We start from the raw sequence: 20,963 nt of genomic DNA on the forward strand, positions 1-20,963 counted from the left end.
CACAGGCACACGGGAGGGTGCACAGTGACAGAGAACAAGAAGAGAATCACGGTCGTGGGGGCCGGCTACTGGGGGCCGAACCTCGCACGCAACTTCCGCGCGAGCGCGGACTGGGAGCTCGCCGGCATCTGCGATCTCGACGAAGAGCGTGCCCGTGCAGTGGCCAACAGTGTCGGCGGTGCGCCGGTGACCACCAGCCTCGCCGACGTTCTCGCCGACCCGACGGTCGATGCGATCGCCGTCGCGACCCCCGCGCGCACCCATCACCCGATCGTGACGGCCGCCCTCGACGCCGGCAAGCACGTGATGGTCGAGAAGCCTCTCGCCGACGAACGGTCACGCGGGGAAGACATGGTCGCGCTGGCATCCGAGCGCGGGCTCGTCCTCATGGCCGATCACACCTACTGCTACACACCCGCGGTGCTGAAGATCCGCGACCTCATCGCCGAAGGGATGCTGGGCGACGTCCTCTTCGTCGACAGCGTCCGGATCAACCTCGGCCTCATCCAGCCAGATGTCGACGTCTTCTGGGACCTCGCGCCGCACGACCTGTCGATCATGGACTTCATCCTGCCCGGCGGGCTCGACACGGCGTCGGTCTCCGCACACGGCTCCGACCCGCTGCGCACCGGCAAGGCCTGCGTCGGATACCTGGCCATGCCGCTCGCGTGCGGTGCGATGGCGCACGTCAACGTCAACTGGCTCAGCCCGACCAAGATCCGGCAGATGGTCATCGGCGGCACGAAGCGCACGCTCGTGTGGGACGACCTCAACCCGCAGCAGCGCATCAGCGTCTATGACCGGGGCGTCGACATCGACACCGTCTCGAAGGAGACGACCCTCGATCGCCGCTCGGCGAACATCTCCTACCGGCTCGGCGACACGTGGTCGCCGGCGCTGCCCGAGCGTGAGGCGCTCGCCGGCGTCGCGGCGGAATTCGCGGCCGCCATCCGCGAAGGTCGGCCGGCGCGCACGAGCGGCGACGCGGGCCTGCGGGTGCTGTCGGTCCTGGATGCCGCGCAGCGCAGCCTCGCCGCCGGCGGTGCGCCGGCGCCCATGACACTCGACATCCAACCGCACCGCATCGGAAGAGGGGCTGCAGCATGACACGCATCGAAGGAAGCACCGTCCTCGTCACCGGCGGCGCCGGAACGATCGGGTCGACGATCGTCGATCAGCTGCTGGATGCCGGCGCTGCACACATCGACGTGCTCGACAATCTCGTGCGCGGCCGGCTCGCGAATCTCGACGACGCGATCGCGACCGGCCGCGTCACGCTCGTCGACGGAGACATCCGCGACGCACGCCTCGTCGATGAGCTCGTCGACGGGAAAGACGTGGTGTTCCACCAGGCGGCGATCCGCATCACGCAATGCGCGGAAGAGCCACGCCTCGCGCTCGAGGTGCTCGTCGACGGCACCTTCAACGTCGTCGAGTCGGCCGCGCGGCACGGCGTCGGCAAACTCATCGCGGCATCCAGCGCGTCGGTCTACGGCATGGCCGATGTCTTTCCGACCGATGAGCGCCACCACCACGAGAGCAACGACACGCTCTACGGGGCGGCGAAGACGTTCAACGAGGGCCTCGTGCGCAGCTTCCGTGCGATGCAGGGCCTCGACTATGTGCTGCTGCGCTACTTCAACGTCTACGGACCGCGGATGGACGTGCACGGTCTCTACACCGAAGTGCTCGTGCGGTGGATGGAGCGCATCGCCGACGGGCGGCCCCCGCTGATCTTCGGCGACGGGCGCCAGACGATGGACTTCGTGTGCGCGCCCGACATCGCCCGGGCCAACGTGCTCGCCGCCGAGAGCGGCATCGTCGAGGGGACCTACAACATCGCGAGCGGCACCGAGACGAGCCTGCTCGAGCTCGCCGAGGCGCTGCTGCGGGTGATGGATGCCGAAGACCTCGGCGTGGAACACGGGCCCGAGCGGGCCGTCAACGGTGTCGTGCGCCGGCTCGCCGACACGAGCGCCGCGCGCCGGGACCTCGGCTTCGAGGCGACGATCGGGCTCGAGGACGGCCTGCGTCAGCTCGTCGCGTGGTGGGCGCCGCTGCGCGAGGAGATCTCGGCAGGGCGGTCGGTGGTGACCGCGTGAGCGAGCGCATCAACGTGATGGTCCCCTGGCTCGGCCAGGAGGAGGCGGACGCCGTCGCGGCGGCGATCGCGTCCGGCTGGATCGCGCAGGGGCCGCGCGTCGCGCAGTTCGAAGAGGCATTCGCGGAAGCGATGCAAGCCCCGTACGCGGTCGCGACGAGCAGCTGCACCACGGCACTGCATCTCGCGCTCATCGTCGCGGGGATCGGCCCGGGCGACGAAGTGATCGTCCCGTCCTACTCCTTCATCGCGACGACGAACGCCGTCCGCTACGTCGGCGCCACGCCGGTGTTCGCCGACGTCGACATCGTCACCGGCAACCTGACGGCAGAAGAGGTCGAGCGGAGCATCACTTCCGCGACGCGCGCCGTGATCGCCGTCGACCAGGGTGGTGTGCCGATCGATCTCGTATCGATCCGCGAGATCGTCGACCCGCTCGGCATCGTGGTCATCGAGGATGCCGCGTGCGGTGCGGGATCGACCTACCGCAACCGGCCGGTGGGGGCGGGGGCGGACATCGCCGCATGGTCCTTCCACCCGCGCAAGCTGCTCACCACCGGAGAGGGCGGCATGCTCACGACGACGCGCGCCGACTGGGCCGCTCGGGCACGGCGCCTGCGTGAGCATGCGATGAACGTCTCTGCGGCCGACCGCCACAAGTCGGTCCTGCCGCCGGCGGAGGAGTACGTCGAGGTCGGCTACAACTTCCGCATGACCGACCTGCAGGCGGCGGTGGGATTGGTGCAGCTGGGCAAACTGCCGAAGATCATCCGTCGGCGTCGCGAGCTCGCGGCGCGGTATCGCGCGGGGCTCCGTGGTGTGACCGGCCTGCGCACCGTCGCAGACCCGGACTACGGCACCGGCAACGTGCAGTCGTTCTGGGTCGAGGTGCAGGACGGATACCCGACTGATCGCGACGGGTTGCTGACGGCGCTCGCCGAGGCGGGGATCTCGGCACGGCGCGGGATCATGGCTGCGCACCGTCAGGCTCCGTATCGTGAGCTCGCGCCGGAGGGCTCACTGCCCGTCACGGAGCACCTCACCGACAGCACGCTGATCCTGCCGCTGTACCACACGCTGACCGAGGCCGATCAGGACCGCGTCATCGACGTCCTACTCAAACCTCGCATAGAGGCGATCGCATGACCGCCGGGCTGCTCCTTGTGGGGGCGAGTGGCCTGGCCAGGGAAGTCATCGCGGCGGGGATCACGGGTGTCGTCGGCATCCTCGACGACAACGTTGAACTGCACGGCACCGAGGTGTCCGGGGTGCCCGTGCTCGGGGGAACGGCATTGGCCGCGAGCCATGACGAGGAACTGCTCCTGTGTATCGGCCCGAGCGGAAGTCGTCGCGAGGTTGCGCGCCGCCTGTCACGAATCGGGGTCGAAGACGGCAGATATGCCACGTACGTCGCGCGATCGGCGCGAATCGGCCGCAGCAGCGAGATCGCCACCGGATCGATTCTGCTCGATGGTGTGGTCGTCACGGCTGACGCCCGGGTCGGGCGATGCGTCGTGGTCATGCCGAACTGCACGATCACGCATGACGACGTTCTGGGAGATTTCGTCACGTTGGCGGCAGGGGTCGCCCTGGGCGGTGCCGTCCACGTCGGCAAGCGCGCCTACGTGGGCATGAACGCATCCGTGCACCCGGGCGTGACGATCGGGCGCGAGGCGACGATCGGAATGGGGGCTGTCGTGCTGCGCGACGTTCCCGACGGGGAGACGTGGGCCGGCGTGCCCGCACGACGGCTGGGGGAGCCGAATGACTGAATCCACTCTGAGAGCCGCGCTCCGCGGCGGTCAGCCGCTCATCGATGACCTCGTGTCGATTGCTGTCCGGGGGCTCTCGCAGATCGCATCGCAGCCCGTCACCGAGGTGCCTCAGACGTACCGAGGAGTGGCGACCGCTGATGGCCCCCGGCTGGAGGCGCAAGGCGCGAACCTCCGCTATGCGGCGATGGCCGCCCTCGGCTTCGGCCGCGTACCCGAGGGCGTCCAGCGAGGTGCGCTCGGGGGGCGGACGGCCGCGGATTTCGCGCTCCAATGTCAGCGGGCGGCGATCGAGCAGAGCGAGCCGGGTGCTGCGGCTCTGTCGCTCTGGGCGGCTGCCGAGGTCGCGGGCGCGGCGGACAACAGGCTCTTCGCCCCGTTCGCGGCGGCGCTGGAGGGGCCGGTCGACACCGTTGTGGCGTCGTGGATCCTCACGGCTGCCGTGGCGGTCGGCGTCGGGGCTGAAGACCTGCGGGACCGGGCGGCGCAACGGCTCCTCGAGCATCGAGGCACGGCCGGCGTGTTCCCGCACACCCTGCCTCCCGCCCGCGGAGTCCGTGGGCATGTGGGGTGCTTCGCCGATCAGGTGTACCCGATCCAAGCGTTCGCCCGGCTTCACGGGGTCACCGGTCAGCCTGAGCATCTGGCGGTCGCGAACGCGACCGCCCAGCGCATTGTCGACCTGCAGGGTGAGCAGGGGCAGTGGTGGTGGCATTACGACCACCGTGACGGCTCAGTGGTGGAGGGCTTCCCCGTCTACTCGGTCCATCAACACGGCATGGCGCCGATGGCCCTCTTCGACCTCGCGGAGGCGGGGGGGCAGGATCACACGGATGCCGTCCGGCGAGGCCTGGGCTGGCTCACGTCCCATCCCGAGTGCGTCGAGCCATTGGTCGCACCCGAACTAGGCGTGGTGTGGCGCAAGGTCGGTCGCCGAGAGATCGCAAAGGCATCCCGCATCGTCGGCGCGGTCACGACCTCGATCAAGCCAGGCCTGCATATTCCCGGGCTGGACAGGCTGATGCCGCCGGGACCCGTCGACTACGAGTGCCGACCTTACGAGCTCGGCTGGTTGCTGTATGCCTGGGGCTCAGGCAGTGCCGCGACGGGTGCATGACATGACGGCGACGCTCGTCCGAGAGGTTCTCGGATATCCCATCCTCGCAGTCACCCCCGCAGAGGCGGTCGACCTCTGCGAGGACGCCATCCGATCGCAGCGTCCACTGCAGATCGGGGTGCTGAATGCGGCGAAGATCGTCAATGCGGCGAAGGACCCCGCGCTTCGAGACGCGCTCTTGAGCTGCGATGTGATCTTCGCCGACGGCCAGGCCGTCGTGTGGGCCAGTCGCATCCTGGGGCAGCCGCTGCCCGGGCGGGTCGCCGGCATCGATCTGTTCGAGGACCTGCTCGCACTCGCCAGTCGTCGGCGCTACTCGGTGTACCTCCTGGGTGCGACGCGGGAAGTTCTCGATCGCGTCGTCGACGTCGTGGCGGAGCAGTATCCCGATGCCGTCGTCGCCGGGCACCGCGACGGATACTTCTCCCCTGCGGAGGCCGCGGACGTCGCGCATGACATCGGCGCCAGCGCCCCGGACATGCTGTTCGTCGCCATGACCTCGCCGAAGAAGGAGACCTTCATCGCGGCGAACCAGGATGCCATGCACGTGCCGCTCACGCACGGTGTCGGGGGATCGTTCGACATCCTCGCCGGGAAGACCGAACGCGCCCCCGAGCTCTGGCAGAGACTCGGCATGGAGTGGGCGTTCCGGGTCGTTCAGGAGCCGCGACGGATGTTCATGCGGTACTTCCGCACGAACGGCGCATTCATCGTCATGGTGTTCCGTGAGTACTTTCGTTCGCGCACGCAATCAAGACTCAACTAGGGGGAAGCATGCCTTCATTCGATGGGACCATCGCGGTCGTGGGGTTGGGATACATCGGCCTGCCGACGGCCGTGATGCTGGCAGCCCAGGGCACACAGGTCGTCGGGGTCGATGTCAACGAACGGACCATCGAGATGGTCAATCGGGGTGAGCTTCCGTTCGTGGAACCCGACCTCGAGACCAGCCTCAGTGGTGTCGTCGCCCGTGGACGGCTGACGGCAACAGTGGAGATGCCCGAAGCCGAGGCGTACATCATCGCCGTGCCGACGCCGTTCCAGCCGGACCACACCGCCGATCTGAGCTATGTCCAAGCGGCGGTGGCCGGAGTCGCGCCGAAGCTGCGCCGCGGCGCGATCGTGGTCATCGAGTCCACTTCACCTCCGGGCACGACCCAGACGGTGACGGACTGGCTCGCAGAACTGCGCCCCGACCTGAAGCTTCCGCGCGAGGGCGAAGCGCAGCCGGATATCTTCGTCGCGCACTGCCCCGAACGCGTCCTTCCGGGGTCGATCATGGTCGAGATGGTCCTCAACGACCGTGTCGTCGGCGGAATCACTCCGCACTGCGCCGAGAAGGCGGCGGAGATCTACCGCGTCTTCTGCCAGGGGGAGATCCAGCTCTGCGACGCTGCGAGTGCGGAGATGGCGAAGCTCGTCGAGAATTCCTACCGCGACGTCAACATCGCGTTCGCCAACGAGCTTTCGATGATCTGCGATCAGATCGGGCTCGACGTCTGGGAAGTCATCAAGCTGGCGAACCACCACCCGCGCGTCAACATCCTCAAGCCGGGCCCCGGCGTCGGCGGACACTGCATTGCGGTGGATCCCTGGTTCATCGTGGGCGCGGCGCCGGGGCTGGCGAAGCTGATCCGTACCGCGCGCGAGGTGAACGACTCCAAGCCGGAGTTCATCGTCGACCACGTCGCACGCAGCGTGTCGCGCTTCCGCGAGCCGCAGGTCGCCTGCCTGGGACTGACCTTCAAGGCCAACGTCGACGATATGCGCGAGAGCCCTGCCGTCGACATCGTCGAACTGCTTGCCAGCAGACTGCCTGACGTCACGATCAACGTCTCCGATCCGTTGGTCAGCGGGCTGCCCGCCCGGCTGGCGAACATTCCGAACATCCGGTTCGTCCGTCCCGCCACGGCGGTCGCGGAGTCCGATGTCGTGCTGCTTCTCGTCGACCACGACGCATTCCGATCCGTCAGCCGTCCGATGCTCGACGGCAAAGTGGTCTTCGACACTCGAGGATACTGGCGGTGAGCACGTCGAGGGCCGGAGATCGGCTGCCGGTCCTGCTCGTCTACGGAACCCGTCCGGAAGCCATCAAGGTCGCCCCCGTGGTCAAGGAGTTGGAACGGCACAGCCGCCTGCGACCCGTCGTGGCGGTCACGGGTCAGCATCGGGAGATGCTCGACCAGGTCAACCAGGTCTTCGACATCACGCCCGACTTCGATCTGAACATCCTGAGCCACGGGCAGACGCTGTACGGCATCACGACGAAAGCGCTGATCGGGCTCGAGTCCGTCATCGGCCAGGTCGCGCCCGCGGCGCTCCTCGTCCAGGGCGATACCACGACCGCCTTCGCCGCGGCGCTCGCCGCGTTCTACCAGCAGGTGCCCGTCGTGCACCTCGAGGCGGGCCTTCGCACGAGCAACAGATACAACCCGTTCCCGGAGGAGATGAACCGCCGGTTGGCGAGCCAGCTGACCGATGTGCACCTGGCGCCCACCGCGCTGGCCCGCGACAATCTCCTGCTCGAGAATGTGCCGCGCGAACGCATCACCGTGACGGGCAACACGGTGATCGACGCTTTGCAGGTCGTCACCAGTGCGCCGCGCCCCGTGCACGATCCGCAGTTCGCCCAGTTCCTCCAGCGCGCAGCGGATCGCCCTGTGCTGCTGGTCACCAGCCATCGCCGCGAGTCGTGGGGCGCGCCGATCGGCCACACCGCCCGAGCGGTCGCCGAACTCGCCCGGCGGTATCCGGACCTGATGATCCTGCTTCCCGCGCATCGCAACCCGATCGTGCGAGACGCCATCCTGCCGCCGCTGGAGGGGCTGGACAACGTCGTGGTCACCGAGCCTCTCGACTATCCGGACTTCTGCCAGGCGCTGCAGCGCAGCACCGTCGTGCTCACGGACAGCGGCGGCGTCCAGGAGGAAGCGCCGAGCCTCGGCATACCGGTCCTTGTGCTGCGGGAGACGACCGAGCGCCCGGAAGCCGTGTCCGCGGGCTCAGCGAAGCTGGTCGGCACCGACGAGTACCGCATCGTGGACGAGGTCTCGCGCCTGCTCACGAACCGTGCCGCTTACGACGCGATGGCGCAGGCGCGGAATCCCTACGGCGACGGCGCGGCCGCGCGCCGAGGGGTCGACGCCATTGCGGCATTCCTGGGCGTCGGAGAGCCTCCGGCGGAGTTCGACCCGGGCACGTGATCATCGTCGACGAGCGCCCGCCGTCGCGCACTGCGGTAGGCGGCGGCGAGCCGGTCCGCGGCGAACGGGATGATGACGACGCCGAGCAGACCGAGTGCCACCATCGCGATCAGTGCCCGGGAGGCGACTCCCGTCGACTCCACGGCCACCGGCGCGGGCGGCAAGGCGAGGCTTGTGGCGCGCGCGTTCGTGGGAACGCGCGCATCCACCTGGAGATCGGTCAGGATCGAGTCGATGCGTGCCGTCTCGGCTGCGATCCGCCGGGTGACGGTCTCAGGGTCCGACGCCGACGCCTGCACCACGATGATCGGGTTCGTGTAGTTCTCGGACCACTGGCCGCCGTAGTCAGGCACGTTCGCAACGACGCCATCGTAGATCCCGCGATCGATGATGCTCGCGTCCGGGCTGACCGCCGGAGGAGCGTCGCTGTCGATGTTGACCAGCTTCTCGACGACTCCGGCCAGCGGAATGACGTCGCCTCCCAGAGGTGTCAGATAGCCCTTCAGGTAAGGAGCGACCACGACGACCGAAGTCGAACCCCAGTAGACGGTCTGCAAGCTGCGGGCCTGCACGACTCCGAACGCCCCGACCACGACGCACAAGAGCGTGACCACCCACTGCCGTCTCCACAGGGCGAACAAATCCCAGATCGTCACTGCGTTGCACCCCCATGCGACCCCCGATCGGGACGGGGTGGACGTGCCCATATACTAAATCCGGTGGTGGGTCGTCGGCAAACGACACTGCATTTGGGGAGGCAGTCCGTTGTACCTCAGTAACCTGGCGATGATGGTGCGGCGACGATGGATTCTCGCAATCGTGGGCCTCGGTCTGACCGCCGGTCTGGCCGTCGCCGGATACTTCGTCGCGAAGCCCACCTATCAGGCAACGGCGTCGATCCTGCTGCTTCCTCCGGCGACGACGGTGCCTGCGGAGGGGAACCCGTTCCTCCAGTTGGGCGGACTGGATCTCACGGTCGACCTGCTCGGCAAGGCGCTGTCCGATCAGGCGGTGACGCAGCAGATCGAAGAGCTGTCGCCGACCGCCGAGGCCGAGGTGGGCGCCGACCCGAGTTCGAGCGGGCCCATCCTGCGCATTCAAGTCCAGGACAAGTCGGAAGAAGCAGCCATCGAGGTCCGCGACGTGCTGGTCGACATGGCACCCGCCCGCTTGGCCGACCTGCAGTCCACCGTCGGTGTCGACGGCGGCAATCGCGTGACGTCGTCCGTGCTCGTGGTCGACGCGGTCGCTGAACCCGTCGGCCGCGACCCGCTCGTCGGGGCGGTCATCGGCGGCTTCATAGGCCTCGGCCTTTCACTGATCCTCCTCGCCGTAGTCGATAACGTGCTGCTGCGCCGCGAGGCGCGTCGTGCCGGGCGGCGGCCCGTCGATGCGGATGGCTCCGACCCGGATGGCGACGAAGGTGGCTCTCAGTCGGCGGACGAGTCCTCCGCCGAAGCTCCGCCGTCTGCGGCCGTCGCCGAGCAATCCTGAGGAGTCGGGTTGGCGGCTCTAGCTCCGGACTTCATGCCGACCGTCAGGATCGGGCGAGGATTCGACGCGACCAGCGCTCTGATCGTGTTCGTGACGATCCGGCTCGTGCTCCCGTCGCAGTTCGTCGTGGGGCCTCTCGGCGGGGCTGGGTCTCCGGCGCTGCTGCTTGCTCTGTGCTGTCTCGCGTGGTGGGCGCTGGCCCGGATCCAACGAACTCGCACTCAGGCGTCGTCGGCGGTCATGGGTGCCGTCATCCTCTTCGCCGCAATGGTTCTCGCATCGTTCTACGTCGCCATGGCGCGACCGATCAATGCGGAAGAGGCCAGTGTCAGCACATTGACGCTGATCTCGGTCGCCGGCTGGCTCGGGGCGATGCTGCTCGCCCATGACGGGATCCCCAGCGTCGACCGCCTCCTCGACCTGCTGCACTACCTCGCGACGCTCGGCGGGCTGCTGGCGATCTTCGGTCTGTTCCAGTTCGTCACCGGGCAGTATTGGGTCGACCAGATCTCGATTCCCGGGCTGCAAGCGCACCAAACAGTCTTCAGCGCGACCTTGCGCGAGGGCTTCACCCGGCCCGCCGGGACAGCCGTCCACCCGATCGAGTTCGGCGCGGTGCTCACCATGCTCCTGCCGATCGCCCTCGCCCGAGGAATCGGCCAGCTTCCGGCCGTCGGGGCGCGGCGGTCGCACGTCTTCACGCGCTGGTGGCCGGCGCTCGCCATGGGGCTGGCGATCGTTCTCTCGCTCTCGCGATCCGCGGTGATCGGTCTCGCGGTCGGCGCGATCATCTTGGCGCTGACGTGGACCTCCAGACAACGGATCGCGGCGATCGGAGGTCTGGCCGGCCTGCTTGCCGTCGTGTTCCTCGCGGTGCCGGGAGTCGCCGGCTCCATACTCGGGCTCTTCACTGTGATCGGCAAGGGCGACCCATCAGTCCTCTCTCGCGTCGAAAGCTACGCGATCGCCGATGCGTACATCTCGCAGTCGCCCCTGTTGGGTCGCGGAATCGGGACATTCCTGCCCCGCTATCGGATCTTCGACAACGAGTACCTGCTTCTGTTGGTCGAGATCGGGTTCGCGGGCGTCATCGCGCTGCTTCTGCTGGTAGCGACGAGTCTCTGCAGCGCCGCCCGGGTATACCTTCGCTCGACGGATGCCGGCCTGCGCGGCGCGGCGGCCGCAGTCGCGGCGTCCACGAGTTGCGGAGCCGTCAGTCTGGCGCTCTTCGACGGCTTCTCATTCCCCATGATGCCGGGGCTCTGGTTCCTCATGATGGGCCTGTGCGGCGCGACGTACCGGCTCTGGAGAGAATCGGTCACCTATGCCGACGTCAGGATCGACGCATAGATCTGGTCCACTCGGTCGATCTTCGGCTCCCACAGACCGACCTGCTCAAGGCGTGCGCGAGAAGCGGCGCCCATGCGGGTTCGCCGCTCGGGATCGAGCGCCAACGCACGGATGGATTCTGCGAGATCTCGGGCGAGCTGGTCGGGATCGCGCGGCTGCAGGACCACAGCGCATTCGGCATCCACCGCGGCGGATGGGCCGCCCCGGCCGCACACGATCAGCGGCAACCAGTGGCCCATCGCCTCGAAGACGACGTTCCCTCCGGGTTCGCGGTAGCTCGGGAAGGCGAAGACGTCGGCCTGTTCATAGAACTGCTCCACCTCATCCTTGGAGCGACGTCCGTGGAACCTGACGCTGTCCGAGAGGCCCTCTGCGTGAGCGAGTTCCTTGCAGGCGGCCAGATCGAATCCGTCGCCGACGATGTCCACGATCACGGGGACATCTCGGAGTAGCGCCATCGCGGCGACGAGGTCGCGGGCACCCTTGGTGCGGATGACACGGCCGACGAAGAGCACCCGCAACGGCCGTGCTGCGGTTACTTCGACCTGCTCGCGCTGCGGAACGGCCGGAGCGGCGGGCAGCGCGGTCTCGCTGAGAATCTCCAGTCTCTTGACGCGTAGCCCGGAGAGCGAGTCGGCGACGTAGTCAGCGATTCCCAGGACGCACGTCGCGCGCTCATACGTGGCACGCAACGACGGGTCGCGGCGCAGACGCCACCGGTCCAGCCCACGCAGGCGCTGATACCACGGGCCGGTCTCCTGGTCACGGAACCCGGCGGGCGACTCCAGGCTGCCACCGACCGGTCCGATCACGTAGGGAAGCCCTGAGCGACGAAGCGGGCTCGGATACCGCATCGCGACCGGCACGACCTGGTGGGCCAGATCGAAAGGCGCTGCATCAGCCGCCTCGCGTCGTATCCACCGACGCGCTTTGCGCTCGAACGCGAAGTAGCCCGGCTTGAGCAGACTGTTGAAACGCTCCAGGCGTCCCAGCAGTGGCGGCTCCAGCCACTCGATCACGCGCGCGTTCGGGAGCTGCGGGCCGATCTGCGGCGCACCGCGCTTGCGATAGGTCAGAACGGTCACATCATGACGCCGGGAGAGGTGATCCGCCCATTGGAAGGCTACCCACGCCTCGCCGATGTCGTGGGAATCTACCGTCGGCGCCACGACAAGAAGCTTCACACCCCGACGCTAGCGGAGCGGGGGAGAATAGCCGCGTCTGAATGCTATGGAAGTGGCGCGCGAGCCGGATACGCTTTCGGGTACTGAGCAAGGAGCGTCCATGTCCGTTGCCATCGCCACCATCCGCGCCATCAACGAGACATTCGCGTCGGGTAGCGGGTCCTGAGGTGGAGAGCAGGCGCCTCGGGGGGTCGACGTCTCGATACTCGGGTTCGGCACGTCTCGACTGGCGTCGATGGGTTCAGGTCGTTCCAAGCGTGACGCCGAGGCACTCCTCGGCGCCGCCCGGGACTGCGGGGTCAACTTCATCGACACCGCCGACACTTATGGTTTCACTGCAGCCGAGCGGGGGATCGGCGAGCTCACGGCATCCGATCCGGATCGCTGGGTCATTGCGACGAAGACCGGTCTGCCGACGGTCGACCTGCCGGGCCCGTTCCGCGTCGCCAATCAACCGCTGAAGAAGGCCCGGCAGCTTCGTGGGCAGACCTTTGCGCTCGAGGCCAAACAACTGCGTCGCACCATCGACCGAAGCCTTCGTCGACTCCGTCGTGAGCGGATCGAGGTCTTTCTCCTCCATCTCCCGCCTGCGCGCGTCGTCAACGACGATGAGATCGGCGGCATCCTCCAGGATGCCCGGAGCGCGGGGATGATTGCGGAGTTCGGGGTGTCCAGCAACGATCTCGCGACGATCCAGGCCGCCCATCGGCTGTAGGGAAGCGTGTGCACCGAGACCCAGGTCAACGCGAACAGCGACGCGGGCAATGCGCTGGGCGCGCTGAGCAGCTTCGATGTCATCGCCAATCACATCATGGCCGCGCCGGCGCGACCGGCGGACGCCGCGGATCACCGCGAGTCTCCCGCACGGATGCTGCGCTTCGCCGCGGCTGTGCCAGGCGTGAAGGTCGTACTCACCGGAACTTCGAGTGTCGAGCACCTCAGGCAGAACGCGGCGGCATTCGACCATCCGGTGACGGAATCTGATCTGATCACCTAGCGGCGGATGTGGACGCGAGATGCTCGCCGAGGCGAAGAGCCAAGGCGACGATGGTCAGTGTGGGGTTCGCGTGTCCCGAGGTCGGCATGACTGACCCGCCCACGACGTAGAGGTTCGCAACGCCATGCACGCGGCAGTCGCGATCGACCACCCCGAACGCCGGGTCATCCGGCATGCGGGTCGTGCCGAGATGATGCGCACCGGAGTTCACGTGTTCTGTGGATCTCACCACGGCATCCCGTAAGTCGCCCCCGTCGTAGCGGAGACGCCCCAGCCCCGCAGAGCGGAGGCGTTCGTCGAGAAGGCCGTGGCAACGGATGACGCTCTCGATGTCGTGAGCGGTGGTGCGAGGGTGGACGACGAGCCGTCTCATGCCGAACTCGTCGACGTCCTCGCCGAGTGTCACGCGAGCGTGGGGGTTCGGTACCTGCTCGGCCTGGAACTGAAGGTGGTAGACACTCAGGCCGTCTGGAGGCAGGACCGCGGGAAGGCGCCGGGATCCGATATAGCGGCCCACGACCGCTCGGTAGATCTCCGGGATTGCGCTCGGGAACTGACGGATCAGAACTGCGCTATGGGCGGCGATCGACGTCTGCTCGGTTCGGAGATAGCGCAACGCTTGGCGCGGACGTCGCAGTGCAGCAACCAGTGTCTTCGCCAGGTACACGCCCGAGAACAGTGCGCTTCGATGTCCTGTGGCGCCGAGAGGAGGACGCACGAGGAAGAAGACGGTGTTGAGCAGCCGGGCTGCCTCCTGCTGCGCGGGCGTGAACCAGATCCGCCGTCGGCAGGACACGCCGTCGTGGTCGTGGTCGTGGTCGCGGTCGAAGGCGACATGTGCCGTCACACCCGGCTCGAGCTCTACCGTGGTCAGGCATCCGAACAGATGCGTCTGGTAGTACCGCCCGAGACAGTCCGAGTGGTTGCCGACGCCGGATCGCGCGACGTCGTTCGAGGTCAGGAGAATGCGCGCCGTCTCCAGCCCGCCGGCAGCGAGGACGAATCGACCGGCCCGAATCCGAGTCGATTGTCCGTGGTGGTTGCGCACCACGACATGGTCCACTGCGTCGCCGCCTTAGCCGAGCTGAATATGCGTGCACGTCGCATTCATGAGGACCCGCACACGTGGCGACGCGGCGAGCCTCTTCCTGTAGCGCGTGCCGAAATGAGTGGGCGGGCTCCACCTTTCGAGGGGATGGCTGACGACTCCGTCGCCGTCGAGGCCGGGCACGAGTTCTCGAGCGGCGGGCAGCGCCTCGCGTGCGTCGAAGGACATCTCGCCGGCTTCGCACAGCACCATCGCCTGTGCGTAGAACGGCTCGAGCTCGGCCCGTGTGAGAGGCCAGCCACTGGAGTCGACCCACTCGCGCTTCTGGAAGTCGATCGCATCGAACGGGATGCAACGTCCGCCCCATGCGGCGGAGGCCCCTCCCCATTGGCGTCGACGGTTCTCTTCCAGAGGCTCATGGCTGTTTCGAGGGTCGGAGGCGCCGCGGTTCAGGTCACGGGACCTCTCGGTCTCACGGTGACCGCCGGACTCCAGAAGCAGGATGGACAGGCCGCATCGCTCCAGCCCTAAGGCGAGCGAGATGCCGGCCGGGCCGCCGCCGACGATGCAGACGTCGACGTCGGCGACGTCGGCGGGGAGCGCGCGTCTCGCATCGACGATCACGCGCCACGTCCTTCTTCTTCTTCGGCGATGAGCAACATACTGGTGCCGTATCCCGCCCCTCACAAGACCGAGAGAGTGCATATGCCGGTCGCTGGGGCTGACCCCGGCATTACGTCGGTCGCGCTGACCCCTGTAGCCTCGATCTCGTCGGGCATCGCACCGTGCCGAGGGGACACACATGGATGATCTGGCGATCATCATCGTCACGTACAACAGCGGCGAATCGATCGGCCGACTGTTGAGATCGATCGCTCCCGCCTACCCGGGCGGATCTCCGCGAGTCATCGTCGTGGACAACGCATCGACGGATGACACCCTCGCGCGGGTGGCTGAGCATCCCCGGGTGGAGGTCATCCGCTCACGCAATGAGGGTTACTCGGCGGGGATCAATCGAGGAGTGGAGCACAGCCCGCGGGCGGATGCGCACCTCATCCTCAACCCCGACCTCGAGTTGACGCCGGGCGCGATCGCCGCGATGCTGGCGGAATTCGACGCACCGAATGTCGGGATCGTTGCCCCCTTGGTCCTCGGCCCGCAGGGCGACATCGAGCATTCGCAGCGGAGAGAGCCGACGCTGCTGAGAGCCGCGGGCCTCGGCTTCACCGGGCTCCCGGTGTTCTCGGAATACGTGCAAGAACCCGAGGCGTACACCCACGCCGTGACCGTCGACTGGGCGTTGGGTGCGGCGCTGCTGGTACGCCGCGATTGCTCGCTCAACGTCGGGGGTTGGGACGAGTCGTACTTCCTCTACTCAGAGGAGACGGACTACTGTGCTCGGGCCCGTGCGGCGGGCTGGTCGATTCTCTTCACGCCGGCCGCGCAGGTGGTCCACGCCGGGGGTGGGTCCGGGCGGAATGATCGAACTCATGTCATGCAGATCGTCAACCGTGTCCGGTACTACGCTCGCGCCCACTCGCGGCCTGCTTCGGCGGCGTACTGGGCCCTCACCATCCTGTCCGAGGCGACATGGGTTGTTCGTGGTCACTCCCAGTCGAAAGCATCCATCGGAGCCCTGATGAAACCGGGGTCGCGGCCCGAAGAACTCGGCTGCGGTGAACACCTGATACCCCGCTGACGGCGCGACCGGGATCTGCACGGGTGCCGTTGGTGAGGAGTTCCTCATGGAGCAGGCGGCTGAGAATGCCCGAGCTAGCCTGGGATCTCCCGACCTTCCCCCACGTATGAGAGCAGACCCATGCCCGATACGACCCTTTCCCTCCGCGCCGGCGCCCGTCGCACCCGCCGCCGACAGGCGGCGTGGACTCGATCGATCATGGCCGCCCTCGGCACAGCAGCGATCGCCGCGGCCGCGTTGGTGGCCTCGCCCGCCATCGCCGGGCCTGCGCCCACGGGGATCTTTCCGGATGATGTGATGCCCGAAGTTTCGGCCGACCCGGATTCGGTCGCGGTGGAGCTCGGTGTCGCGTTCAGTCCCGATTCGGACGGTGATGTCACCGGCCTGCAGTATTTCCAGGGCGCTCGCGCTACCGGCGTGACGACGGCATCGCTGTGGACGAGTGACGGCACGCTCCTCGTGACCGAGCACTTCGCCGCCACGTCGCAGGAAGGCTGGCGCACCGTCGCGCTGGCGCAGCCGATCGCGCTCCAAGCGGGCGAGGAGTATGTCGTCTCATACCACGCGCCGCACGGACGATATCCCGTCACGGAGAACGATCTCGATCGCAGCGTGAAGCAGAACGGGTTCACCTTGCCCAGGGATGCCGGCGTGTACAGCTACGGTGCGTCGAGCTTCCCGAGCGATACATACAACGGATCGAATTATCTCGTTGACATCCGCTTCGAGCCGTCAGCCAGCGACGGAGCAGAGCAGCCGACGGCCACGCCGACACCGCAGCCGACGGCGACGCCGACTCCCCGTCCGACGACGACGCCGACCCCCCGGCCGACGCCGCAGCCGACGGCGACGCCGACTCCCCAGCCGACGACGAGCCCGACTCCCTCGCCGACAAGCACGACGCCGGAGCCGGTTCCCACCGACAGCGGGGGTGCGGGCGCCGCCGTGAACTGCTTGGACCAGCCCAGCAGGTGCGGATACCCGGATGAGACCAACACCGGGGTCGCTGATGCCAGCACTCTCTCACGCGTTCCCGAGGATGTGAGATCCGGCACCGGCTGGGTGTGGGACACGCGCGGATGGATCAACGCGGGAGACAACGCCGTCGTCGAGAACCTGATCGTCTCAGCTCCGATCGATGTGACGGGCAAGAACGTCGTCGTGCGGAACAACAAGATCACCGTCTCGGGTGAGACGTGGGGCGTCGCTCTCCGCCATGCCGTCAACGCCACGGTCCGGGACAACGAGATCGGCGTGCTCGGAACGACCCGTTTGATGGTCGGCGTCAAGGACATCTACGGCGACTCGAGCGGGACGCAGGTGATCGCGAATGACATCACCAACACCAGCACGGGCGTACAGATCTCCCAGGGACTCATCGAGGGAAACTACATCCACGACATGGGATTCAAGAGCGGCGATCACACCAACGGCACTACCTCGAACGGCGGTACCACCCAACTCACCATCCGCGGAAACACAGTGTTCAATCAACTGTCGCAGACTGACGCGATCAGCCTCTTCCAAGACTTCGGTGTAGAGGCGAATCGGCTCATCACCGGAAACCTGGTCGCGGGTGGGGGCTACGCCATCTACGGTGGTGCCGACAACGACTTCGGCAAGACGTACAACATCAAGATCACCAACAATCGGTTCTCGACAATCTACTTCCCGAACGGGGGGTACTACGGCCCGTACACGGCCTTCGACCCCAACGGCGTCGGCAATGAGTTCAGCGGGAACATCTGGGATCACAACGGACAGCCGGTGCGCTGAGGCGGACGACCCTCCTCAGCGTGGTGACGGTTCGCGGCTGCTTTCGTCACGCAGCCAGGTGGTGAAGTCCCCCCGGCGGATCCGCTTGCGCGCCTGGATTCTCGCCACCGCCGTCACCGCGAGGAAGACCAGAATCTTCGGCGACAGAGCTGGTCGGGATGCGGCGAGTCGGACCAGCACCGTCGGCGTCGTCCGAGCGCTCGGCGTGCGCACCCCGACGGCATCCAGCTGCGCGTTTCCGGTGGCGACACGCACGCGCCGTCGGATCAGGTCGGCGGTCCGTCGAGGACCTCTGATCTGCACGCGCGCCTCCGGAACGACCACGCGCTCGGCTGCCCCGAACGCTTCTGAGACCGCCAGATCGTCCGACATCACCCGCGGCAGCGCCGCGACCCTCGCGTGTGCCTCGGGGGTCATGACGACGACACCGCGACCGAACACCCCGGCCGCCACCTGTGGCAGCGCGCGCCAGACGTCGTAGTACCACCTCACGATGCGATTCGAGTCGGTGAGCACGAGGTCTCGCTCCGGCGCGGTCACCTGAATGGGGCCGGTCAGTGCGCCCAGCAAGACGCTGACGTCGTCGGCGCTGATCGCGACGTCCGCATCGATCCACGCCCGGTAGTCGTGCGAGGCGACCTCGTCGCCGGCGGCGAGAGCGGCGCTCTTGGAGGGCTCGGGCCGTTCGAGTACGACGATGCCCGGGTTGACCTCGCGAGCACGCTGCGCCGTGTCGTCGGTGCACCCGTTGCAAACGACGACGACTTCGACGTCCGGGTCGGTTCCTGCGCACAGTGCTGTCAGCAGCGGCTGTATTCCGCTGCTTTCGTTGTGTGCCGGGATCACGACGCTGATGCGGCGCACGTCGTCCACGTCACCGCCCCCGCGCGATCAGATCGAGCAGCCGGGACGCGCGGTCCGTCCAATTGTGATCGCTCACCGATTCGCGGACCATTCGCGGGTCGTGATTCGTGTGCATCGCAGCCTTCACCATCTCGACGAACTCGGCGACATCGTTCGCGCCCAGAACGAAGGTCGTATCGAACTGACCCAGCGGAGCGACGCGCGTGGTGACGACCGGGATCCCCGCGGCGAGATACTCCACCGTCTTCAGTGGATAGCTCCTCCGGTTGAAGGTGCTGTCGACGTAGGCGGTGAGCCCGACGCGAAGTCCCTTCAGATACGTCGGCACGTCCTCGACGGGTACGCGATCGATCCATTGCACGCCGGGCAGCGCGATGAGGTCCGCGAACTCATGCCGGCTCGTCGAGTGCGCGAATGATGTCGGCCCGACGAGCAGCAAGGGGATCCCGGCGTCGGCGACCGCGCGCAGAATCCCGAGGTCGGTCCGCTCGTTGAACTGTCCGACGACACCCGCACGTGGTTCGGCGAGCCGGATTGCCGGCGACACCGGCACGGAGGCCATGTCCGCGTACCGGGTGAGGTCTGTCCCGTTCGGCAGCCATCCCGGTTGATCCGGTCCGCGGCGCAGGTGCCGGGCAAGTTCCGGCGTGACCGCCAGGACCAGATCAGCTGCCGCGAGGTTCGCCTCCCGATCGCGGGCGAGATGTGACTCCGCGACTCCCCAGAGGCCGGCGGCCGCCACGAAGTCATCGGTCGCGAAGTAGACCTTCATACCGGGCAGTCGGCGGCTCGCCGCCAGGCTCGGTTCACTGCCTGTGGCGAGGACCGCCGCGGGGATGGCCCCCTGCGCCTTCAGGTAGCGTCGAAGCCCCCGTAGCTGAACGGATCGGGCGAGGTCGCGAAGTACGGGACGGGAGACGCCGGGCGGACCATAGGAGTGAAGACGAGTCACCCCCGGCGCCGGGTGGGACTCGCCGGAAGCGGTCGCCGATCGGTGCAGAATCGATGCGGGCGGATCCACCCAGATCACGTCGCGCACGTGCCCCAGCGCTGTGGCAAGGTGACGGTCCGTGCCGGCGACCGCGTCCCAGTCGACCCCCGAGAAGTACACGATCGGTCCCTCCGTGGGAGAGCCGCCGGGCTGTGCTGTCGCCTTCCCTCGGGCTGCGGCGACGGGACGCGCATTGAAGTCGTCCATGTTGTGCGTCCCGCGCAGTCGGTCCCGTCGGCGACGGACCTTGTGCGCCAGCAGCTTGGTTCCCATCGTGGCGACCTCGAGGACCGTCTGTGCGGCCGTGGATGACGTACGGACGCCCTCGTATGCGGTGACCTGCTCTGCTGCGGCGGCCCCAAGCGAGAACTCGACGACCGCGGACCGGCCGAACGCGCCCAGCCGTTCCCGCAGCTCGCCGCTCCGCAGCAGCGGCGCGAGTTCGCCCTCCAACCGGCGCCGCCCGCTCGCCGTGCCCTCTCCGATTCCGTACCATCCTCGCCACCGGAACTCGTTCAGAGTCTCGGGGGTGAGCGTCCGGAAGAAGCCGTGCTCACCCTGGACGACAAGCGGCTTCCCGAACGCCAAGGCACGCAGCGCTGAGCCCCCCATCCCCAGCGTGACATCTGCGACGGCATACGCCGCGCGGGGGTCTGCGAGCTCGCCGGTCAGCACGACTGCGTGGCGGCCCGTGGCGCGATTGACGGCCTCTGCGGCGCGAGCGATCCTCGCGCGTGCCGCACCGTCCCCCGCGATCAGAAGCTGACAGGGGTCGGTCTCCGACAATGCAGCCACGGCCTCGATGGCCGTGAGGATCCCTTCGGCTTTGAGCTCCTCGGCGAGGCGGCTCACGCAGACCACGAGCGGCAAGTCTCCCACGCCCCACCGCGACCGGAACGCATCGAGCGCCGAAGCCTCCGGCGCGATGTTGTGGACGAGGTCGACCGGCGGCTCGATGACCTCGACGGACGGGCGTCCGAGGGCCATCTCGTGAGCGGCGATCTGCCGTGTCCCGACGATCAGCGGCAGCGATCGGGGGAGGAATGGCGCGACGGCCATCGACATGATCGTGCACAGGGCGCGAGCCCGTCCACGGCCGATCGTCGCGAGGTATGCCTCCAGGCCAGTGGGCCACTCGTACCCATGGACGACGTCGATGTCGCGTTCCTGCACGAGCCGCCGGAGGTCGCGCACCACGCGCAGCGAAGGGCGCCCGCCCGGGTCGGCCGACTCGATGAACTCGAGACCCAGTTCGTCGATCCGGTCGCACAGGACGCCCGGACGGCCGTACACGATGCATTCGTGCCCGAGATCGCGGACGGCCGCCGCCAGTTCGATCGCGTTCATCTGGCTGCCGCCCATGTTCA

General features: G+C 67.6%; 20 protein-coding genes. 14 read left to right on the plus strand and 6 right to left on the minus strand.

Annotated elements, in window-relative coordinates:
- Nucleotides 1–24 precede the first annotated feature (24 nt).
- From G3N18_RS04360 to wecB, 8 genes are read left to right on the plus strand one after another with little or no spacing between them, the layout of a single operon-like run.
- Nucleotides 25–1,107, plus strand: a complete 1,083-nt coding sequence (locus G3N18_RS04360) for a Gfo/Idh/MocA family oxidoreductase (RefSeq protein ID WP_196383083.1) — start codon at nucleotides 25–27, stop codon at nucleotides 1,105–1,107.
- Nucleotides 1,104–2,102 (plus strand): NAD-dependent epimerase/dehydratase family protein, encoded by a 999-nt coding sequence (locus G3N18_RS04365; RefSeq protein ID WP_196383084.1) that lies wholly within the window; start codon nucleotides 1,104–1,106, stop codon nucleotides 2,100–2,102. Before G3N18_RS04360 ends, G3N18_RS04365 begins: the two co-directional genes overlap by 4 nt.
- 17 nt (nucleotides 2,103–2,119) lie before the next feature.
- On the plus strand, nucleotides 2,120–3,247 hold the full coding sequence (locus tag G3N18_RS04370) for a DegT/DnrJ/EryC1/StrS family aminotransferase (RefSeq protein ID WP_196383113.1): 1,128 nt from the start codon (nucleotides 2,120–2,122) through the stop codon (nucleotides 3,245–3,247).
- Nucleotides 3,244–3,873, plus strand: a complete 630-nt coding sequence (locus tag G3N18_RS04375) for an acetyltransferase (RefSeq protein WP_196383085.1) — start codon at nucleotides 3,244–3,246, stop codon at nucleotides 3,871–3,873. Before G3N18_RS04370 ends, G3N18_RS04375 begins: the two co-directional genes overlap by 4 nt.
- Nucleotides 3,874–3,925: 52 nt before the next feature.
- The gene (locus tag G3N18_RS04380) at nucleotides 3,926–4,990 is read left to right on the plus strand and encodes a hypothetical protein (protein ID WP_206692958.1); all 1,065 of its coding nucleotides are present in this window, start codon (nucleotides 3,926–3,928) and stop codon (nucleotides 4,988–4,990) included.
- A 1-nt stretch (nucleotide 4,991) separates the two neighbouring features.
- On the plus strand, nucleotides 4,992–5,756 hold the full coding sequence (locus G3N18_RS04385) for a WecB/TagA/CpsF family glycosyltransferase (protein ID WP_196383087.1): 765 nt from the start codon (nucleotides 4,992–4,994) through the stop codon (nucleotides 5,754–5,756).
- Between the two features lie 8 nt (nucleotides 5,757–5,764).
- Nucleotides 5,765–7,018 (plus strand): UDP-N-acetyl-D-mannosamine dehydrogenase, encoded by a 1,254-nt coding sequence (wecC, locus tag G3N18_RS04390; RefSeq protein WP_196383088.1) that lies wholly within the window; start codon nucleotides 5,765–5,767, stop codon nucleotides 7,016–7,018.
- A complete protein-coding gene (gene wecB / locus G3N18_RS04395; protein ID WP_338038260.1) occupies nucleotides 7,015–8,193 on the plus strand; it encodes a non-hydrolyzing UDP-N-acetylglucosamine 2-epimerase in 1,179 nt (392 codons plus the stop codon). The genes wecC and wecB overlap by 4 nt, the downstream gene beginning before the upstream one ends.
- Here the strand turns inward: wecB and G3N18_RS04400 are convergent.
- Nucleotides 8,097–8,849 carry a hypothetical protein gene (locus G3N18_RS04400; RefSeq protein WP_196383089.1) on the minus strand — a complete coding sequence of 251 codons (753 nt, stop codon included), beginning with the start codon at nucleotides 8,847–8,849 and terminating at the stop codon, nucleotides 8,097–8,099. The genes wecB and G3N18_RS04400 overlap by 97 nt on opposite strands.
- 163 nt (nucleotides 8,850–9,012) lie before the next feature.
- On the opposite strand from G3N18_RS04400, the gene G3N18_RS04405 reads away from it, so the two are divergent.
- On the plus strand, nucleotides 9,013–9,687 hold the full coding sequence (locus G3N18_RS04405) for a hypothetical protein (protein ID WP_196383090.1): 675 nt from the start codon (nucleotides 9,013–9,015) through the stop codon (nucleotides 9,685–9,687).
- A gap of 33 nt (nucleotides 9,688–9,720) precedes the next feature.
- On the plus strand, nucleotides 9,721–11,037 hold the full coding sequence (locus tag G3N18_RS04410; protein ID WP_196383091.1) for an O-antigen ligase family protein: 1,317 nt from the start codon (nucleotides 9,721–9,723) through the stop codon (nucleotides 11,035–11,037).
- Here the strand turns inward: G3N18_RS04410 and G3N18_RS16430 are convergent.
- Complete coding sequence (locus G3N18_RS16430) at nucleotides 11,010–12,221, minus strand: glycosyltransferase (protein ID WP_196383092.1); 1,212 nt, start codon at nucleotides 12,219–12,221, stop codon at nucleotides 11,010–11,012. The two genes, G3N18_RS04410 and G3N18_RS16430, sit on opposite strands and share 28 nt — an antisense overlap.
- 235 nt (nucleotides 12,222–12,456) lie before the next feature.
- Here G3N18_RS16430 and G3N18_RS16560 point away from each other — a divergent pair, with 235 nt between their 5' ends.
- Both G3N18_RS16560 and G3N18_RS04425 read left to right on the plus strand, forming a co-directional pair.
- A complete protein-coding gene (locus G3N18_RS16560; protein WP_196383093.1) occupies nucleotides 12,457–12,936 on the plus strand; it encodes an aldo/keto reductase in 480 nt (159 codons plus the stop codon).
- Between the two features lie 6 nt (nucleotides 12,937–12,942).
- Entirely contained in the window at nucleotides 12,943–13,218 is a 276-nt protein-coding gene (locus G3N18_RS04425) for a hypothetical protein (protein ID WP_196383094.1), read from the plus strand.
- Here the strand turns inward: G3N18_RS04425 and G3N18_RS16435 are convergent.
- Together G3N18_RS16435 and G3N18_RS04435 are read right to left on the minus strand one after the other, a co-directional pair.
- Complete coding sequence (locus G3N18_RS16435) at nucleotides 13,211–14,281, minus strand: GMC oxidoreductase (protein WP_196383095.1); 1,071 nt, start codon at nucleotides 14,279–14,281, stop codon at nucleotides 13,211–13,213. The genes G3N18_RS04425 and G3N18_RS16435 overlap by 8 nt on opposite strands.
- 12 nt (nucleotides 14,282–14,293) lie before the next feature.
- A complete protein-coding gene (locus tag G3N18_RS04435) occupies nucleotides 14,294–14,890 on the minus strand; it encodes an FAD-dependent oxidoreductase (protein WP_196383096.1) in 597 nt (198 codons plus the stop codon).
- A 178-nt stretch (nucleotides 14,891–15,068) separates the two neighbouring features.
- Here G3N18_RS04435 and G3N18_RS04440 point away from each other — a divergent pair, with 178 nt between their 5' ends.
- Both G3N18_RS04440 and G3N18_RS04445 read left to right on the plus strand, forming a co-directional pair.
- Nucleotides 15,069–15,965 carry a glycosyltransferase family 2 protein gene (locus G3N18_RS04440; RefSeq protein WP_196383097.1) on the plus strand — a complete coding sequence of 299 codons (897 nt, stop codon included), beginning with the start codon at nucleotides 15,069–15,071 and terminating at the stop codon, nucleotides 15,963–15,965.
- 120 nt (nucleotides 15,966–16,085) lie between these two features.
- Nucleotides 16,086–17,741, plus strand: a complete 1,656-nt coding sequence (locus G3N18_RS04445) for a DUF4082 domain-containing protein (RefSeq protein ID WP_196383098.1) — start codon at nucleotides 16,086–16,088, stop codon at nucleotides 17,739–17,741.
- 15 nt (nucleotides 17,742–17,756) lie between these two features.
- On the opposite strand, the gene G3N18_RS04450 is transcribed toward G3N18_RS04445, so the two are convergent.
- Together G3N18_RS04450 and G3N18_RS16025 are read right to left on the minus strand one after the other, a co-directional pair.
- Nucleotides 17,757–18,614: a glycosyltransferase gene (locus G3N18_RS04450; RefSeq protein ID WP_206692959.1), complete on the minus strand. Its 858-nt coding sequence runs from the start codon at nucleotides 18,612–18,614 to the stop codon at nucleotides 17,757–17,759.
- Nucleotide 18,615: 1 nt separating this feature from the next.
- Complete coding sequence (locus G3N18_RS16025; protein ID WP_338038267.1) at nucleotides 18,616–20,958, minus strand: glycosyltransferase; 2,343 nt, start codon at nucleotides 20,956–20,958, stop codon at nucleotides 18,616–18,618.
- Nucleotides 20,959–20,963 lie beyond the last annotated feature (5 nt).

Origin of the sequence: Microbacterium paulum, assembly GCF_015707995.1 — a bacterium.
Lineage (GTDB): Bacteria > Actinomycetota > Actinomycetes > Actinomycetales > Microbacteriaceae > Microbacterium > Microbacterium paulum.

What these genes read in the sequence shown, in the direction of transcription:
- G3N18_RS04365 (WP_196383084.1), top strand. Translation starts at nt 1,104, where the DNA reads ATGACACGCATCGAAGGAAGCACCGTCCTCGTCACCGGCGGCGCCGGA.
- G3N18_RS04370 (WP_196383113.1), top strand. Translation starts at nt 2,120, where the DNA reads ATGGTCCCCTGGCTCGGCCAGGAGGAGGCGGACGCCGTCGCGGCGGCG.
- G3N18_RS04445 (WP_196383098.1), top strand. Translation starts at nt 16,086, where the DNA reads ATGCCCGATACGACCCTTTCCCTCCGCGCCGGCGCCCGTCGCACCCGC.
- G3N18_RS04375 (WP_196383085.1), top strand. Translation starts at nt 3,244, where the DNA reads ATGACCGCCGGGCTGCTCCTTGTGGGGGCGAGTGGCCTGGCCAGGGAA.
- G3N18_RS04440 (WP_196383097.1), top strand. Translation starts at nt 15,069, where the DNA reads ATGGATGATCTGGCGATCATCATCGTCACGTACAACAGCGGCGAATCG.
- G3N18_RS04385 (WP_196383087.1), top strand. Translation starts at nt 4,992, where the DNA reads ATGACGGCGACGCTCGTCCGAGAGGTTCTCGGATATCCCATCCTCGCA.
- G3N18_RS16025 (WP_338038267.1), bottom strand. Translation starts at nt 20,958, where the DNA reads ATGGGCGGCAGCCAGATGAACGCGATCGAACTGGCGGCGGCCGTCCGC.
- wecC (WP_196383088.1), top strand. Translation starts at nt 5,765, where the DNA reads ATGCCTTCATTCGATGGGACCATCGCGGTCGTGGGGTTGGGATACATC.
- G3N18_RS16560 (WP_196383093.1), top strand. Translation starts at nt 12,457, where the DNA reads ATGGGTTCAGGTCGTTCCAAGCGTGACGCCGAGGCACTCCTCGGCGCC.
- G3N18_RS04410 (WP_196383091.1), top strand. Translation starts at nt 9,721, where the DNA reads ATGCCGACCGTCAGGATCGGGCGAGGATTCGACGCGACCAGCGCTCTG.